Source organism: Chitinophaga sedimenti, assembly GCF_023156195.1.
In the GTDB taxonomy this organism is placed as follows: Bacteria; Bacteroidota; Bacteroidia; order Chitinophagales; family Chitinophagaceae; genus Chitinophaga; species Chitinophaga sedimenti.
The window spans coordinates 2,362,454-2,379,843 of record NZ_JAKUKA010000001.1 but is presented as its reverse complement, the minus strand read 5'-3'; the positions used below and the strand labels follow the sequence as shown (position 1 = coordinate 2,379,843).

Below are 17,390 nucleotides of genomic sequence, written 5' to 3'. Positions count from 1 at the left end.
TAGGTAATATCATGACCACCGTGGGTAATCTTAATGAAAACGAGGTGGACTATAATACTATTACCTCCACCCGCCCAACGGATGCTACATTTTACCGTCGTGTGCAAATAGACATAAAACCTACTGCCACGCCTAACCAATATTCGGTGACAGTGCGTTGGAAGAAAACTCCCACGGGCAATTTTATCGATCTGATGACTTTTAATACGGATCCTGCTTCTCCGCCACCTGCACAAATGAAAGTTGGTTTTGCAGCTTCCACCGGTAACGCCCGGAACAATCACGAGATCCGCAATGTGCTGGTAACCACGCCGGGCAATATTCGTATTTCTTCCCGCGCAAATGTGGATGTATTACGTACGGTGGCCGGCTCTAATACGATCTCCTATACGTTAGATGTGGTGAACGATAACCCTGTTCCGCTTACCAATGTGCTGTTTCGCGATAGCTTAACCGATGCAAATGGAAACATGGTTCCGCTAAGCGCATTTACTATTACGAATGTGACCACCAACGGCTTCAATGCAGGCACCACGGCAGGATCTTCTTCCACAGAAAATAAGATAACGGGCAGCCTGAACATCGCGGCCAATACAACTGCAAAAATAACTATCACGGGCACACTTAATTCGGTGCCGGACGGTAACCAGTTAAACAATAATGCCAGTATAACGCCTACCGATATTTCGGATCCCGACCTGGACAACAACGTTACTACTGCCAGCACCCCGGTATTGGCGGAAGACATAGATGTTACCCTTACTAAAACGGTTACGGATCCTTGTCTAAATACTTCCGGTAATACTTTTGAAATTATCGTGCAAAACGTGGGTACTTTACCGACGGTTACTACGAACAACAACCGGATACTGCTACGCGATACGTTCCCCTCAACTTATAATATCGCTTTTGCGGCCAATGCGGGCTGGAACTCGCCCAATTTGACCAACTTACCTAATGGTACCAGGGCCTTTGCGGTTACTTACACGCAGCCATTGAATTCCTCCGCCAGTACTCCGCCCTTCAGGTATACGTTGACTGCACCTGCGGGCACTCCCAGCTATACCGACCGTGCCTGGGTATTTTATGTGAATGTTTCTGATCAAAATATTGAGTTGACGGCGAATCGCAACAACAATAGTGATGCTGATTTTATACAGGTACGATCGGCCGCGCCAACAGCTGTCACGAGCCGGGCCTATTGTCTTGGGGAGGCGGCAACAGCACTTACTGCTACGCCGTCGGCCGGAAACACGTTACTATGGTACAGCACCCCCACCAGCGTATCATCTGTAAATGCGCCAACGCCGGCAACATCAGTAGCGGGTACAATCAATTACTACGTATCGCAAACGAACGGCTCCTGCGAGAGTCCGTTGACCACTATTGCCGTTACCACACAATCGGCGGTATCGCCAGGTACGATCGGGACAGCACAGACTATCTGCCGCGCCGGCACCCCTGCAGCACTTACCTCCATCACGGCGGGTGCCGGTGGTTCCGGTACAGCCTCTTATTCCCGGCAGTCGTCGACCGATGGTTCCAACTGGACGAACATTTCCGGCGCCACAGCGGTTACGTATAGCCCTCCTGCGCTGACACAAAGCACGTATTTCCGGAGGGTATATACCTCCACTTTGAGTGGAAAGGCCTGTTCCGCGAACACGCCCCCATACTCGTTACCGTTCAGAGTGATCCCACGCCGGGTATAATTACCGGCGATCAAACAATTTGTGTTGGCTCTTCACCTGTAGGGTTTACATCCACCACTGCCGGCAGCGGCTCCGGCACGATCACTTATCGCTGGGAAAGTTCGACGAATGGCACCACCGGACAGCTATCAGCGGACAAACAGGTGCTACCTATGCACCGGGAGGCACGCCTGCTGTCACTACCGCCTACCGCCGGTTCGCCGTCTCTACATCCGGTACTTCTGTTTGTACATCTACCCTGGCAGATACGGTGACTGTAACGGTGAATCAACCTCCTACTGCGTCGGTGGCAGGTTCCAACATCACACAATATAATTCGGGGACCTTTACGCTGGCAGGTAACGTGCCAACGGCGGGTACAGGCACCTGGTCGCTCGTTAGCGGCACAGGTACCATTGGCGCGCCAAACTCGCCAACATCTACAGTGACCATTGCGGCCAATACTTCCTCCACCCTGCGCTGGACCATCTCCAATGCGCCCTGTGCGGCATCGACCAGTGATGTGACCGTAACTTATTCCGGGAAGTCGGACGTTCAGATAACGCAAACAGTTAGTAAAACAAACCCGGTAGTGGGCGAAAATGTGACCTTCACACTGAGTGTGAAGAATAACGGTCCAACAGATGCAACCGGTGTTTCCGTTACCAACGCGCTACAGGCGGGCTACAGTTTTGTGAGCGCATCTTCCGGAAGTTATAACAGCAGTACCAACCAATGGACGGTGGGTAACGTGTCAAATGGCACCACGCAAACATTAACGATTACCGCCCGCGTACTGCCGAATCAATCGAACTACGGTAATACAGCAACGGTAACCGGCGCGGAAACTGATGAAACGCCTGCTAATAACACCTCCACGTTGAGCAGTGTCACACCGGTACGGTCCATCGACATACAGCTTGGTAAAGCTGCCTCTCCTAAACCAGCTGTAGCCGGCCAGGCGCTGACATACACACTGACGTTGCGGAATAATGGGCCCAGCGACTTAATCGCTACGGATACTTTTGATGTGACGGAGAATCTTCCCAACGGATTTACTGCATCTACCTATACGCCTTCGGCGGGTGTTTTTAGCAGCGCTACCCACCGCTGGACAGGATTAACGCTTGCGTCGGGACAAAGTGCGACACTCACTATCGCAGGCGCGCTTGCGGCCAACGCCACGGGGTCATTGTTAAACACGGCTACTGTAGCGGTGCCTGCGACCGTCAACGATCCCGATCTTACCAATAATAGTGCAACCGACAATACGACTATTTCGCGCGTGATGAACCTGGGTGTAACCCTGACCGCCTCGCCGAAACCGGTTATTGCTGGTAATACACTAACATATACGGCTACACTCACCAATGCCGGGCCGGGCAGTTTATTGGCGGCAGATGTAGTGAACCTGGTGGCCACGCTTCCATCTGGTTTTACCGCAACAACCTATACGCCTTCTGCCGGCACTTACACCGCTGGTACCGGCAACTGGACCGGGTTGACGCTCGCGACAGGACAGTCGGCCACCTTAACCATTACAGGTACCGTAGCCGCCACCGCCAGTGGCAGTCTTACCAACTCCGTTACGGTGACTGCACCAGCGGGCACGACCGACAATGTAACGACCAACAATACGGCGTCCGACAATACCACTATTAGCAGGCAGGCAGACCTCGGCATCGTGAAATCAGCTTCGCTGTCGAACGCTGTGGCAGGCGAGCCGCTTACCTATACACTGACCGTATCTAACAGCGGACCTTCTGCGATACTGCCCGCGAATGCATTCACTGTTACGGATGTGTTGCCTGCGAACTTTATTCCATCGACTTATACCGCGAGCAGCGGCACCTATAACAGCACGAACGGCAATTTAACGGGGATCACACTGTCGCCCGGGCAGAGCATGACGATTGCGATTGCCGGGACCGTACGTGCATCCGCCACCGGCACGCTGGCCAATACAGCAACAATCTCGGGGGCATCTGGCTTTACAGACCCCGTGAGCACCAATAACAGTAACACCATTACTACACCTATCATAGCAAAACCGGCGCTTCAGATTACTAAAACCGGCGCCTCGACACTCACCGCAGGGTCGACGGTAACTTACACGCTGAATATAGTGAACACCGGCAGCAGTGACGCCGTAAATGCCGCCATTAGCGACGTGGTAGATGCGGCCATTACCAACGTTACCTGGACAGCCACAGCGGCTGGAACAGCTTCTGTATTGACAGGTGCATCAGGCAGCGGAAATAATGTTGCCGTGAATGGAAGTATCGCAGCAGGCGCAGGCAATAGTATCACTGTTACTGTTACTGGAACGGTTAATCCCGGCGCCACCGGTAATATATCGAATACTGCTGCCGTTGCCCCGGCTGAACCACAGGGTACGGGCAGCAATTCATCGATCACGTCGAGCGTGACCAGCACCTCCGGGGTAGTGATTGCTAAATCGGCGCCATCGGGCGCATCGGCCGGCGAACAAATCAGTTACCGGGTGGAAGTTGGAAATAATGGGCCGAGCAACGCCACTGGTGTGCAGATCGCAGATGTGGTAGCGGCTACGCTTACCAATGTTACCTGGACCACCCAAACGCAGGGCGCCGCCACCATTACGGCCGGCGGTACCGGCTCGGGCAACAATGTTGCCGTAACAGCCAATGTGCCTGCAGGTGCTGCACACAAAGCGATTGTGAATATTACCGGTACGGTTGCGCCAGGGTTCACCGGCAGCCTCAATAATACCGCCACCGCTACTCCCGCAGAAACCGGCAGTACGCCGGTGAGTGCAAACGCGGTCACTACGATCAGCAGCCGTCCGGTATTCACGATCAGTAAAACCGCACCGGCCACCGCTACTGCGGGCAATAACATCAATTACGTGGTGACGGTACGCAATACCGGCCCATCCAATAGTACCAATTCGGTTATTACGGACGTGGTACCTGCAACCCTTAGCAACGTTACCTGGACGACCCAGGTAACTGACGGTACGGCCACTATTACGGCCGGCGCTACAGGCAGCGGCAACAATGTAAGCGTGACCGGAAGCTTTAACGCCAACAGTACTATTCAAATCAATATAACCGGCAGCATTAATCCTGAAGTATTAGGGTCGATCAGTAATACTGCGACGGTTACCGGCGGAAGCAGGCGTAACGCCTGTAACGTCCGCCGCGGCTACCACCATCGTGAGTGCAAAATCCGGCCTGACGATTGCGAAGAGTGGCCCGGCTACAATCGTGTCCGGCAACAATATCACCTACACGATTACCGTGGGCAATGACGGTCCCAGCAACGCGGTGAGCGCGGTAATTGCAGACGTGATTCCAGCGTCTATACAGAACCCGAGCTGGACCAGTACTGTACAGGGCAGCGCCACCATCTTATCCGGTGGCAGCGGCACGGGTTCCAGTGTACAGACCACGGCAAACATACCTGCCGGTGCTGGCAACAAAGTCATTCTTACGATAACCGGGAAAGTGAATCCTGCGCTGAATGGCAGCATCACAAATACCGCCACCGCTACACCTACAGAGAGCAACAGTCCTGCACCTCAATCGCAGGTGACGACTACCGCCAATCGCACGCCGGCGCTGACCATTACGAAGAATGGTCCGGCCGCGCTGCTGGCGGGTGCTAACATTACCTATGTAGTGGAAATAACGAACGGCAGCCTGTCCGACGCAGTCAACGCCGCCATCAGCGACGCAGTACCAGGGCAGGTGAGCAACGTAACCTGGAGCGCGGTAGCTACCGGTACGGCAGTAATTAACAGCGGAGCCAGCGGCTCGGGCAGTAATGTAGCGCTTAACGCCAGTATTCCGGCGGGCAGCGGCAATAAAGTTACGGTGACCATCAGCGGCAAAGTAAGCGGCGCGTTCAACGGCACGCTGACCAACCAGGCCACCGTTACACCGGCAGAAAGCGGCACTACGGCCACTTCTTCTTCCGTATCCACCGCGATCAGTAAAATACCGGTACTGGCTATTCAGAAAACCGGTCCGGCGACGATCAGCGCCGGCCAGGTGGTTACTTATACCATCAGGGTGAATAATACTTCCACCGCCAACGCGAATGCCGCCGTTATTACAGATACGGTGGCGGCGAATATTCAAAACGTTACCTGGACCGCCACCGCCAGCAACGGTGCGTTGATCAGCGCGGGGGCTACCGGCGCCGGCAATAATATCAGCGTTACTGCCGATATACCCGGTGCTGCGATGGCCGAGGCTGTTATAACAGTAACGGGTACACTGGACGCATCGGCAACCGGTACGGTGTCTAACATTGCCACCGTCACACCTGCAGAAGCAGGTGCGGTGGTTAAACGTTCCGGTGCGGTAGTGACCAATATCAGCAAAACGCCGAACGTCAGCCTGATCAAAACCGGTCCGGCTACGATTAATGCCGGGCAAACAATTACTTATGTGATCGAAGCGGTGAACAGCGGGCCATCTAATGCCGACGGTATTGCGATCAGCGATGTGATTTCGCCGGTACTTACCAATGTAAGCTGGACAGCCGTAGCGAATGGCACCTCATCGGTGACCACAGCCAGTGGCACGGGCGATGTAAATGTGACCGGCAACCTGCTGGCTGGCATCGGCAACAGCATCCGCATAACGGTTACCGGCACGGTGCCTGCATCGCAGCTGAATACAACGATCAGCAATACCGCTACCGCTACACCTGCGGAAACCGGTGTCGCTGTGAGTTCTAACATGGTTGAAACGATCATCAGTAACCGGAGCGGCCTGGTAATGTCCAAATCTGCGCCACCAACGATGAATGCGGGCGAGATCATTCACTATACGCTGACAGTAACCAATAACGGCCCAAGCAATGCCGTGGGTGCATTGATCCAGGACAACGTGGCAGCCGATATCGCAAATGTGAGCTGGACGGCCGAAGCGTCCGGTGACGCGGCTATCACGACGGGAACAAGTGGTACAGGCAACCAGGTGTCGGTAACAGCCGACATACCGGCCGGCAACAGCAGCACCGTGGTGGTGCATATTACCGGCACACTCATCGCGTCTTACACCAATTCTTCGGTGTTAAATACCGCGACAGTAACCCCGGCTGAAACCGGCAACCCGGTAGTGAATTCGAACGATGCTGTGACGACGGTAACGCGCCAGTCCAACCTGCGCATCTCTAAAACCGGCCCCGGCAGCCTGTCTGCCGGCCAAGTCGCCACTTATGTACTGACCGTGGACAACCAGGGGCCCCAGTGATGTGGTAGATGCCGTGATTACAGACAACCTGCCGGCGGGTATCAGCGACGCCACCTGGACGGTAGTAACTGCTGGCGGCGCCACTGCAAGCACGACCAGCGGCACCGGCAATGTAAGCCTCACTACCAGTATGAAGGCAGGTGGCGCAGATAAAGTAATCATCACGTTAAACGCTAAAGTTGATCCGGACCTGGCGGCCGGCACGCTGGTAAACACCGCGCAGGCTACACCGCCGGTGGGCGTTACCGATCCGAGCCCTGCTTCCGATACAATTCGCAGCGCTATTGGCCGTACGGCAAATGTGCGCGTAGTGAAATCGGGTCCGGCCGACGGCCGCGCGGGTGACCAGGTCGTGTATGTGCTTCGCGTGACGAATGATGGCCCGAGCAGTGCGCCTGCAACCTCGATTACCGACAACATGCCTGCGGGCATAACTGCGCAAAGCTGGACAGCTGTAGCGTCCGGCGGTGCTACCGTATCGGCGCCATCCGGTACAGGCAATGTATCGCTTACGGCTGATTTGCCGGCGCAGGCAGGCAGCGTGGAAATTACCATTGTGGGAGAGGTGGACCCTGCGCTGCAAACCGGTAATACAGTTACTAACAGCGCCAGCGTGGCAGTGGCTTCAGGTATCACCGATCCGGAAGCGGCTAACAATACTTCACAAATAACGACCCGTATCGATAACTCGGCCACCTTCCTGGTATCCAAATCCGGACCGGCGAATGCGAACGTGGGAGACCATGTGACATACACCATCCTGGTTAAAAATACCGGTTTGGGAAATATAACAGATGCGCTGATCCAGGATACCGTGCCGCCTGATGTGCAGGTCACCTCGTGGCAGGCCGTGGCGAATGGGGCGGCGGGAATTCTTTCCAGTGCACCAACGTCTGGTTCAGGCAACCTGATAGCTACGAATGCGGATATACCGGCAGGTACGGGTAACTCCATCCTGTTGACGATCCAGGGCGTGATATTGCCAGGAGCGGCGAGCAACTTTACCAACAGGGCAGTGGTAACTGCGGGCGAAGTGAAACAAAGCTCGGTGACTACGAGCGTGAACCGCTCCACCGACATCGCCATATTGAAAGCGGGGCCCCAAACCCTCGCTGCCGGAGAAGACATTACCTACACGGTGAATGTATTCAACAATGGTAATGTGGATGTGCAGGGCCTGCAGATACTGGATAACGTGTACAGCTTTACCTCGAATGTGACCTGGGAAGCCACAGCCAGCGGCACAGCCGCGGTAACCGGCGCCACCAGTGGCACGGGTAACAACATCAACATAACCGGTGATATACCGGCAGGGCAGGATAACTACATTACGCTGACGATACGCGGTACGCTTCCGTCGAGCCTGCCGAACACGAATATTTTGAACTCGGCCAGCGTCACACTGCCATCCGGCATCACCGACTACAACCCGTCGAACAACGTATCGGAAATTACAACAGGTGTGGTGTTACGCCCTGATATCGTGATTACGAAAACAGCGCCTGCTGTGGCAAATGCCGGCGAGCCTATATCGTTCACGGTCAACGTAACCAATAATGGTCCGAGTGATGCTTACAGTGTTAATATTACGGACGCTGTCAATGCGGCAATAACCAATGTAAACTGGACGGGCACAGCGGCCAATGGCGCTACGATAAGTTCGGGCGGTACAGGCAGCGTGAACAACCTGGCGGCGGTGGCCGACATCCCCGCCGGCGCGAATGTAACCTTTGTGATAACAGGTATTATCAATCCGGACTTTGCCGGTAACATCGACAACCAGGCCGGGGCCGCCGTTGGCGCTGCGTTACCTGCTCTTTCGCCGCTGGTAACCACGGTGGTCACCAAACGCGTTAGCCTTGAGATGACCAAATCGGCGATCGATACATTAAGCGCGGGCTTACCTATTACTTATACACTGGAGGTTACCAATTCGGGACCGAGCAATACAACGGGTAGCGTCATTACAGATGACATACCTGGCAGTATCGAAAACGTGGCCTGGATCACTACAGAAGGCAATGGCGCGGTGGTAACGGCTGGCGGTACCGGCAGCGGCAATAACTTATCGGTAACTGCCAATATTCCTAATGGCGGACGCTTACTGATCACCGTGACCGGCATCGTGGCGTCGAACACACTCGACGACCTGCGGAACATAGCGGTGGTAACACCGATAGAGCCTGGCCAGGAAGCGGATTCCAGTGCGGAAGTAATTACTGTCATCAAGAAAACACCACAATTGCGTTTATTAAAATCGGCGCCTTCGACCGCTGCCAGCGGCGAACAGATAACCTACACGCTGCAGCTCAGCAACGTAGGACCTTCAGACGCACTCAATACGCAATTATCGGACGTGGTACCGGCCGAGATCAGGAACGTGGAATGGAACGCAACAGTTGCCGGCGGCGCAACGATCGTAACGGGGCAGACCGGTACCGGCAATAATATGCAGCTTACCGGTAATGTACCTGCCGGCGGCGCCATTGATGTCACCATCACCGGCACCATCGATCCACTGTTCCGCGGAGTGATCAGCAATACCGCGTTGGCTACGCCTTCGGAAGACGGTATTCCTGAAGCACAGGATACAGTATCTACACTGGTATCACCATCGGTTAACCTGGTGATCAATAAGAGTGGTCCGGCGCGGATCAATGCAGGCGATATCATCAATTACCAGATTATGGTGAGCAACCAGGGGCCGAGTACGGCGCTCGACGCAGTCATCACCGACGTTATACCGGCACAGGTGGTGAACCCGCAATGGACGGCAGTGGCACAGGGTAATGCGGTGGTTGGTTCCGGCAGCAGCGGATCAGGCAGTAGTGTAGCCGTAACGGCGAATATACCGGCAGATGATACCAGCTACATACTGATTAATATTTCCGGTGTGGTATCACCGGCTTATGAAGGAACGTTGTCGAACATGGCCGACGTAACCGCAGCCGAAGATAACGTTGTTGTTCCGTCTGCCCCCGTACAAACTATTGTAAGCAGGGTGCCCATCGTAAGCATCAGCAAGTCGGCGCCGGCCACGCTGCGTTCGGGCAATGCCATCAGTTATTTGATCACTGTAGGCAATACCGGCACCGGCGATGCACAAAATATGGCCATCAGCGATGTGGTGCCCGCGGTACTGACAGATGTTACCTGGGAAGCCGGCAGCAATGGCGCGGCCACGGTGTCCACACCAAGTGGAAGCGGTAACATTAACCTTACGGCGGATATTCCGGCAGGCGATGGCAATACCGTTACCATCCGCGTAACGGGCAATGTTCCTGAAACCTTCAGCGGAGACCTGGTGAATACGGCGGTGGCCAGTCCATCGGAAAGCAGTGCTGTGGCAGATTCCTCTACCGCTACCACGGCCATTTACCGGTCGCTGATCACAATGGTGAAAACGGCCACTAATACCGTAACGAAAGCAGGAGATGTGATCACTTACAACCTGCTGTTGACCAACACCGGTACCGCACCGTTAACCGACATCGTCGTAGCAGACGATGGGGCCGACGCAGGCAGCATTACACCTGCTACAATATCTGGTATTGCACCTGGTGCATCGGTGACCGTAACTGCTGCACATACTGTTACCCAGGCGGATGTAGATGCTGGTCGCGTAACGAACAGCGCGAACGTTGATGCCCGTGCGCCTGATCGCTCAGGAGTAAGCGATGTGTCGGGTAATACGGCAGATGACGATGAGCCGACGGTGACCCTCATTACACCAACGCCATCGGTAACGCTGGTAAAAACAGTGGCGCCGGCGCGGGCGGCAGTGGGAGAAATTGTGAAGTATGCCTTTGTGGTGGCTAACACCGGTAATGTAACCTTGAACAATGTGATCGTCAGCGATGCGAACGCAGTGGTTACAGGCAGCCCGGTTACAACACTGGCGCCGGGCGACAGCGCTACGCTAACAGGAGAGCACATATTAACACAGGCCGATGTGGACGCCGGCCGCGTAGCGAATAGCGCATCGGTGAACGCAAGCCCGGCCATTGGCGAGGCTACCCGGGATATTTCCGGCACCACTGCAGGCAACAATGACTCCACCATCCTGGTGTTGCAATCCGCGGGAGCAATCACACTCACCAAAGCGGCGACCAACACCGGCGCTAAAGCGGGCGATGTCATTAATTACGAGCTGGTGCTTAAAAATGTGGGCAACGTAACGCTGAGCAACTTCGTTGTCGCCGACGCCGGTGCAGACGCAGGATCTATTACGCCGGCCACCATAGCGAATCTTGCGCCGGGCGCAAGCGCCAATATAACAGCTACGCATACACTTACGCAGGCAGATGTAGACCGCGGTATTTACCGCAACCAGGCCAGTGTAAGCGCGGTGGATCCACAGGGCAACGCGGTAAGCCTCGCAGGGTCGGATGATCCGGCTACCAACGCCCAACGACTCCACGACCAGCGTGATAACGCCCACGGCGCTCATCAACCTGGTGAAAACAGGCACATTGTCGAATGGCGGCAACTCCATCACCTATACGTTTGTGGTAACCAACAGCGGCAATGTGACCCTGAGCAACGTGGTACTGGCGGATCCGGTCATCGGTCTGAATAAAACCCTTAGCGGCAATATAGCGCCTGGGGCTTCGGTGACCGACATTTATGACTATACGATAACGCAGGCAGACCGCGACAAAGGCATGGTGACGAATTCTGCGAACGTGTCTGCGGCTGCCCCGGCAGGCGCTACGGTGACAGACGTATCGGGCACGGCGGCGGATAATGATGAGCCTACGGTGACGGTCATTACATCGACAGCTGCGGTGGCAATGGTGAAAACCGGCGTATTTAGTGGCAACACCATTACTTACACCTTCACCATTACCAATACCGGTAACGTAACGCTGAGTCAACTTACGTACAGCGACGCGAAACTTGGTATTACAGACAAAGCGTTGGAAGTAACAGGCGGCCTGGCGCCTGGCGCAACGGCCACAGCCACCGAAATTTACACTGTTACGGCAGACGACCGCACGCTGGGTAGCGTTACCAACACGGCCACCGTAAATGCTCAAAATCCTAATGGCGGCGGCGTATCTGATGTGTCGGGCAGCAGCAACGACAACGATGATGCCACTGTGACCCAGGTACCCAACGCACCTGTGGCCGTCAATGACGCGGTTACTACCAACGCTAACAATCCGGTCACCATCAACGTGTTGCTGAACGATGATCCGATCAGTTCCACTTTTGACCTGCAAAGCGTGCAAGTAGTAACGCAACCGCAACATGGTACGGTGATCCTTAATCAGGACGGCACGATTACGTACACGCCGGCAGTGGGTTATGTGGGTGCAGACAGTCTTACTTATCGCGTGAAAGATGCATTCGGCTTCTATACAAATGAAGCGAAGGTGAATATCGCGGTAACATTTACAGGCATTAAAGCGCCGACTGTATTTACCCCTAACGGTGACGGACGTAACGACCGCTTCGTGATTGCGGGATTAAATCAATATGTAGAAAATGAATTGATCATTGTAAACCGGTGGGGTAATGAAGTGTACCGGCAACGGAACTACCAGCAGAACTGGGAGGCGCTGAAGCTGCACGAGGGTACCTATTACTATTTGCTGCGGGTGAAAAAAGCAGCAATAGCCAGTGGGAAGTTATCAAAGGATACGTAACAGTGATCAGAACATTAAACCAATAATTGTAAACACCATGAAAAAGATAATTCTGACAGGATGTTTAATATGGTTGGGCTTTGCTGCGAGTGCGCAGCAAAGCTCCCAATACAGCCAATATATGTTTAATGGCATTTACATCAATCCCGCCTACGCCGGGTACAAGGAAGAACTGAACCTGCATGCGTTTTACCGCTCGCAATGGACAGGCTTTCCCGGCGCGCCGCAAAGTTTTTCGGTAGCGGTGGATGCCATTGCGAACAATGGCAATGTGGGCCTGGCATTTCAGCTGAGCGGCGACGAAATGGGGGCGCAGAAAAGTTTAGGCGGTTATGCGAGTTACGCCTATCGCATCAAGACAAAACCCGATGGCAGCGGACGACTTGCCATTGGGTTAAGTGTGGGGTAGTACAACTTGGCCTCGACGGGTCCAAGTTGGAAGCCGGCGAAATGGAGCCGGGCATGCCTACCGGCCTGCAAACCAAAGTTGTACCCGATGCGCGCGCCGGCGTGTTTTATTCCGATGATCATTTTTATGTAGGCGCTTCTGTAGATAATCTGGTTGCGCAATATGTTGATATGGAGCGGTTTTTCCTGCCGCAGGCTAAACTGCATGCTTACCTGACAGCTGGCGCGCTCGTACCGCTAAGTGAACAGGTGCAAATGAAACCTTCATTTTTACTGAAGGATGATATGGCCGGGCCTACGTCGCTCGACCTGAACCTGTTCTTTATATTCAAAGACCTGATATGGCTTGGCGGCGCCTACCGCACCGGCGTAAAACTTTACGAAAAAGATTATCTGCAGCCGTCGCTCACCTATCGCAACGCCGCGGTGGCGGCCATACAGCTGTTTCCTGTAAAAGGACTGCGCGTTGGTTATGCCTACGACATTGCAGTGGGACCGCTGGAAGGCTACAGCGGTGGTACGCACGAAATCTCCATTGGATATACATTTAAAAAGAGGGCGGTTGCGGTGACTTCCCCCAGGGTATTTTAAAACATCTGGTATGAGAAGAATTTACAGCATCCTGGTATTATTGCTGGCCGGCCTGCAAGGATACGGGCAATACATTTTGAAAAAGGCAGATTTGCTCTACAACCAATACAAGTTTGCAGATGCGATTCCGCTATACGAACGGGCATACCGGCAGAAAATCAGCTTGCACGCAGCGGAGCGGCTGGGGGATAGCTACCGGCTGAACAACAATTACCAGCAGGCGGAGCACTGGTATGGCATTACAGTAACCCTGCCGGGCAACAGGCCGCAACACCGTTTATATTACGCCAAAGCGCTGCAAAGTAACGGCAAATTTAACGAGGCGCGACAGCAATACGAAGCGTTTGCCGCATCAGATACCACCGCAAATGCTGCGTTGGTCCGCGCATGGATTACTTCCTGTGATTCAGCGCGCACCGGATGGCGGATTCCACTAATACGCAGGTGACCAATATGGTTGCATGGAATTCTTCCGCGGCCGACTGGGGGCTGAGTTCCCGCGGTGGTGGGCCCATCTGGGTGTCCGACAGGCCAAACGACCTGGTGGACAAAGGCAAACGTCACTTCTTGAAATTTGATGTGGCAGACCTTCCCGACAGGTCGCGTTTTCCGTGGACGGGCCTGGGTTATCAGCGATTGTATACCTCGTCGCCAGGTGACAGCGCGCATTTTTTGCGCCCTTCACTGCACAGGATATTGACGCGGTGACTTATCATATTGGTCCCTGCTCTTTTTCAGCGGACGGCCGGCAGGTATATTTTGCTTTTACACCCGTGCCGGAAAATGCGCCCAAAAAGCCGAAAAAAACCGTGGTATACACCGGGCTTTACTTCAGTGAACTGGACTCGGCTGGCCGTTGGTCCAAGCCGGCAGCACTGCCCTTTAACAAACCAATGTATGCCGCTACAGATCCATTTATAAGCGACGACGGGCGCACCTTGTATTTTAGTGCCAATTACCCGGGCGGTGCAGGTGGTATGGATTTGTATGCCGTAAACCGGCGTACAGACGGCGGATGGGACACCCCGCAAAACCTGCGGGCAGCCAATACCGCCGGCAACGAACGAACGCCGGTGGCCCTGTCCGGCCAAACGTTATACTTCGCCAGTGACGGGCATCCCGGTATTGGAGGGCTGGATATTTTCCGCCTGCGGCACGACAGTATCGTGAACCTCGGTTATCCCATCAACTCACCGCAGGACGATTTGAATTACACGCCATCGGACAGCGCGGGGGTGGCCTGGTTCAGTTCCAACCGCTATAACGGTTTGGGTGCCGATGACATTTACCGGGCATATACGCCGCCTCCGCCGCCAGACGATAATTATGTGTATCGCAGCCAGGTAGTGGATGCGCAGGGGAATTCGATTGCCAATGCCCGGGTGGTCGTGAAGGAGGCCCCGCTGCAAACCACATCGGATGCTAACGGCGACTTCCTCCTGCCACTGAAGAAGCAGCAAAAGTATGAAGTGCAACTACTGGAACAGGGGCGCGTGGCGGGCTTGCAGCAGGTGAACGAAGATGGCAGCAGTACGCCGGCCAAACTCGTGAAAGTAGAGCCTAACCGGCGTTTCCGCATCAATATTCATTACGATTATAAGGACTCCACGTTCCGCGATGAGGACCGTGCTTCGCTCGACGAACTGGTGGCATTTTTAAACACTTTTCCATCCGTCAGCATCGCGGTGGCTTCACATACGGACAGCCGGGGTGATGATGCCTACAACCTGCGCCTGTCGCAGCAACGGGCGGAATCGATCGTCACCTACCTCGTATCTAAAGGAATCGACCGCGCCCGCCTGAACCCCGTCGGTTACGGGGAAACGCGGCTCCTAAATAAATGTGCCAATGGCGTGACTTGTACCGAAGAAGAACATCAACAGAACCGCCGTGCGGAGTTTTGGGTAACGAAACAGTAGCGCTTTTTTCGACCATCATCCTAATCCCTTTCAGCCGTCGTTGATAGCAAAGTGCAGCGACGGTGCCTATGGGAGCCCCGGTTTACACCGGGGTTATTATTTTTATCCGGCTACGTTTTGCGGTGCGCTGCAACCGCTGCGCAACAGGTACGGAGAGATGAGGTTTAACAGATCATCAACAACCGGTAGCCAGAACTTTCCCTTGGCGCCCGATGCAGGCAAGGCGGTACTTTACTTTCCGGGTGATCGACCGCCAGCCGCCAAAGATTCCCCGTTCCTAAATTGATCGGGCGCGCATCCGGTGCTGCCTGGTAATGCAGGTCAAAAAGTTTTCACTTAAAAAGGTGTCGAAGCCTGCTGGTGGCCCATCATACAGCTTTCTAAGCGCTTCCCGTATTTCCGGGATCAGTATTTTCTGCGTGCCCTGCGCATTCGGCAGTATATCGCTCGCATCCCCGAAGTAAGTGCACAAAAATGTGTCGGTAGGGACCGGGGAGCGGTCTACATGAAAGGAGTATACATCAGTCGGGAAAAAGAATCATCCTGTTCATAGTGTTTGATCACATTGAGAACGGGTGATGCGCCGTGGTCTTCCAATAACTTGAAGTCCTGTAACAGCATATCACGCGCAAGCTGGCCCTGTTCAGTCAACTGAAGTGCGTGAAGTTCCGCCGGTTCAATGGTCGTAATGTTGCCGTCGAGCGCTACTTTGTTTACGATCTCCGAAAAATCACCCGTTAGCGCACGCTTCAAGCACATGGCGTTTACTACACCTGCAAATGGTGTGGTAACAAGCTCCCCGAAATTGGCGACATATTGAATCTGATGCATCATGCAGCTAATATAGGGTCATTTAATAATAAAGTAGGATGGCGTTTAAAATACGCTTAATAGTTTCCCGGCTTTTATACAATTATTTTTTTTTTTGATGAAAGGGCTTTCATTAACTTCGCGGTCTCTAAATTTGCCTAACCAGCCGATACGTTTTCATTTATTGTTTTACCCGGTTATGTTTTTCACGTTATTACACCAAAACAGGTTTTTATGCACCAACCAATTTTTACCACGTTTAAGGGGAAGGTTCCCGCATTTATGGTTTGTTACGATGCACCCATTCGTCCGCAGCAACAGGATAATGATCTCCCATCCGGATTTATCAAAAAGTAACAGCGCCCGCATGGTTTGCTTACTTCCGGTTCGACGGGGGCGTTTTCCAGTTTGAGATAATAGAGCATTATGGTCCGGTTCCCGCCAGGGCCGATTTAGCCGACGCATTAAAGGATGCGGAAGTGTTTTTGCAACACTATTACGGTTTGTCCGTGGCGGCAGCTAATTAGTCATTTGTCAGTTTTGAATATATGAGAACCAGGACACACACTTCTTGTATTACGGTTTTGGGAGAAAAAGGCCAGAACGAATACTACTACGTTAACCAGGTTTTGCTGGAGATCGGCGTGCTTGTTAAATATTGCGGCCCTTCGCAGGAGGAGGCTACGCGGGAGTATCCCACCTTTGTTTGGTTTAATGAAAGCTACGCCCGCATTTTTATTGGCCGGTTTAACCGGCGCGATTGCGGGCAATACGATTTCATGTCGCCAAAACGCGTTGTGGATAGTGCCGTTGATGCGCTGGAGGGGTATACCAGCGAAAGAGATGTATGTACGCAGATCGCCTGCTTTTTGTCAACAGACGGACCGGGCGGCCGCCGCAGGAGCCTTTATGAAACCGAGCGTCTTCGCCAGCAGCTCGCCACTGTGATTTCGATGGCCGTGTTCAATGTGTCGAATGCGGATACGCAGTTTAGCAACTCCTGAAGATAGACGCGTTTTTGTTATCTCCCAACAGTTCACGTCAAGTGAACACAGCTTTTTCATCTCCGCGCAA

12 protein-coding genes and 1 pseudogene are annotated in these 17,390 nt (G+C 53.8%); 12 read left to right on the top strand and 1 reads right to left on the bottom strand.

All coding sequences use genetic code 11. The features are described 5' to 3' along the window. The first annotated feature begins 11 nt into the window (after positions 1 to 11). The 10 genes and pseudogenes from MKQ70_RS13565 to MKQ70_RS13520 all read left to right on the top strand — a co-directional run bounded on the left by MKQ70_RS13565 (position 12) and on the right by MKQ70_RS13520 (position 15,506). On the top strand, positions 12 to 1,712 hold the full coding sequence (locus MKQ70_RS13565; RefSeq protein WP_248071955.1) for a DUF8696 domain-containing protein: 1,701 nt from the start codon (positions 12 to 14) through the stop codon (positions 1,710 to 1,712). Beyond that, positions 1,625 to 1,966, top strand: coding sequence for a DUF8696 domain-containing protein (locus MKQ70_RS43760; protein ID WP_504909742.1), 342 nt, complete (start codon positions 1,625 to 1,627; stop codon positions 1,964 to 1,966). Before MKQ70_RS13565 ends, MKQ70_RS43760 begins: the two co-directional genes overlap by 88 nt. Then, the gene (locus MKQ70_RS13560) at positions 1,963 to 4,983 is read left to right on the top strand and encodes a beta strand repeat-containing protein (protein WP_504909740.1); all 3,021 of its coding nucleotides are present in this window, start codon (positions 1,963 to 1,965) and stop codon (positions 4,981 to 4,983) included. The genes MKQ70_RS43760 and MKQ70_RS13560 overlap by 4 nt, the downstream gene beginning before the upstream one ends. After that, a complete protein-coding gene (locus tag MKQ70_RS13555; protein WP_248071951.1) occupies positions 4,889 to 6,937 on the top strand; it encodes a beta strand repeat-containing protein in 2,049 nt (682 codons plus the stop codon). The genes MKQ70_RS13560 and MKQ70_RS13555 overlap by 95 nt, the downstream gene beginning before the upstream one ends. Position 6,938: 1 nt before the next feature. Beyond that, the gene (locus tag MKQ70_RS13550; RefSeq protein ID WP_248071949.1) at positions 6,939 to 11,516 is read left to right on the top strand and encodes a beta strand repeat-containing protein; all 4,578 of its coding nucleotides are present in this window, start codon (positions 6,939 to 6,941) and stop codon (positions 11,514 to 11,516) included. Beyond that, complete coding sequence (locus MKQ70_RS13545) at positions 11,446 to 12,588, top strand: CLIPPER-2 domain-containing protein (protein ID WP_248081336.1); 1,143 nt, start codon at positions 11,446 to 11,448, stop codon at positions 12,586 to 12,588. The genes MKQ70_RS13550 and MKQ70_RS13545 overlap by 71 nt, the downstream gene beginning before the upstream one ends. A gap of 37 nt (positions 12,589 to 12,625) precedes the next feature. Next, positions 12,626 to 13,587, top strand: a pseudogene (locus MKQ70_RS42210) (PorP/SprF family type IX secretion system membrane protein). Between the two features lie 10 nt (positions 13,588 to 13,597). Further along, positions 13,598 to 14,035, top strand: a complete 438-nt coding sequence (locus MKQ70_RS13530; RefSeq protein ID WP_248071944.1) for a tetratricopeptide repeat protein — start codon at positions 13,598 to 13,600, stop codon at positions 14,033 to 14,035. Beyond that, complete coding sequence (locus MKQ70_RS13525; protein ID WP_248071942.1) at positions 14,008 to 14,295, top strand: hypothetical protein; 288 nt, start codon at positions 14,008 to 14,010, stop codon at positions 14,293 to 14,295. Before MKQ70_RS13530 ends, MKQ70_RS13525 begins: the two co-directional genes overlap by 28 nt. After that, positions 14,292 to 15,506, top strand: coding sequence for an OmpA family protein (locus MKQ70_RS13520; protein ID WP_248071939.1), 1,215 nt, complete (start codon positions 14,292 to 14,294; stop codon positions 15,504 to 15,506). Before MKQ70_RS13525 ends, MKQ70_RS13520 begins: the two co-directional genes overlap by 4 nt. 501 nt (positions 15,507 to 16,007) lie before the next feature. On the opposite strand, the gene MKQ70_RS13515 is transcribed toward MKQ70_RS13520, so the two are convergent. After that, entirely contained in the window at positions 16,008 to 16,259 is a 252-nt protein-coding gene (locus MKQ70_RS13515) for a hypothetical protein (protein WP_248071937.1), read from the bottom strand. Between the two features lie 291 nt (positions 16,260 to 16,550). Here MKQ70_RS13515 and MKQ70_RS38400 point away from each other — a divergent pair, with 291 nt between their 5' ends. Together MKQ70_RS38400 and MKQ70_RS13510 are read left to right on the top strand one after the other, a co-directional pair. Beyond that, positions 16,551 to 16,673 (top strand): hypothetical protein, encoded by a 123-nt coding sequence (locus tag MKQ70_RS38400; RefSeq protein ID WP_282456462.1) that lies wholly within the window; start codon positions 16,551 to 16,553, stop codon positions 16,671 to 16,673. Between the two features lie 191 nt (positions 16,674 to 16,864). Continuing rightward, a complete protein-coding gene (locus MKQ70_RS13510; RefSeq protein ID WP_248071935.1) occupies positions 16,865 to 17,320 on the top strand; it encodes a hypothetical protein in 456 nt (151 codons plus the stop codon). Positions 17,321 to 17,390: the final 70 nt, after the last annotated feature.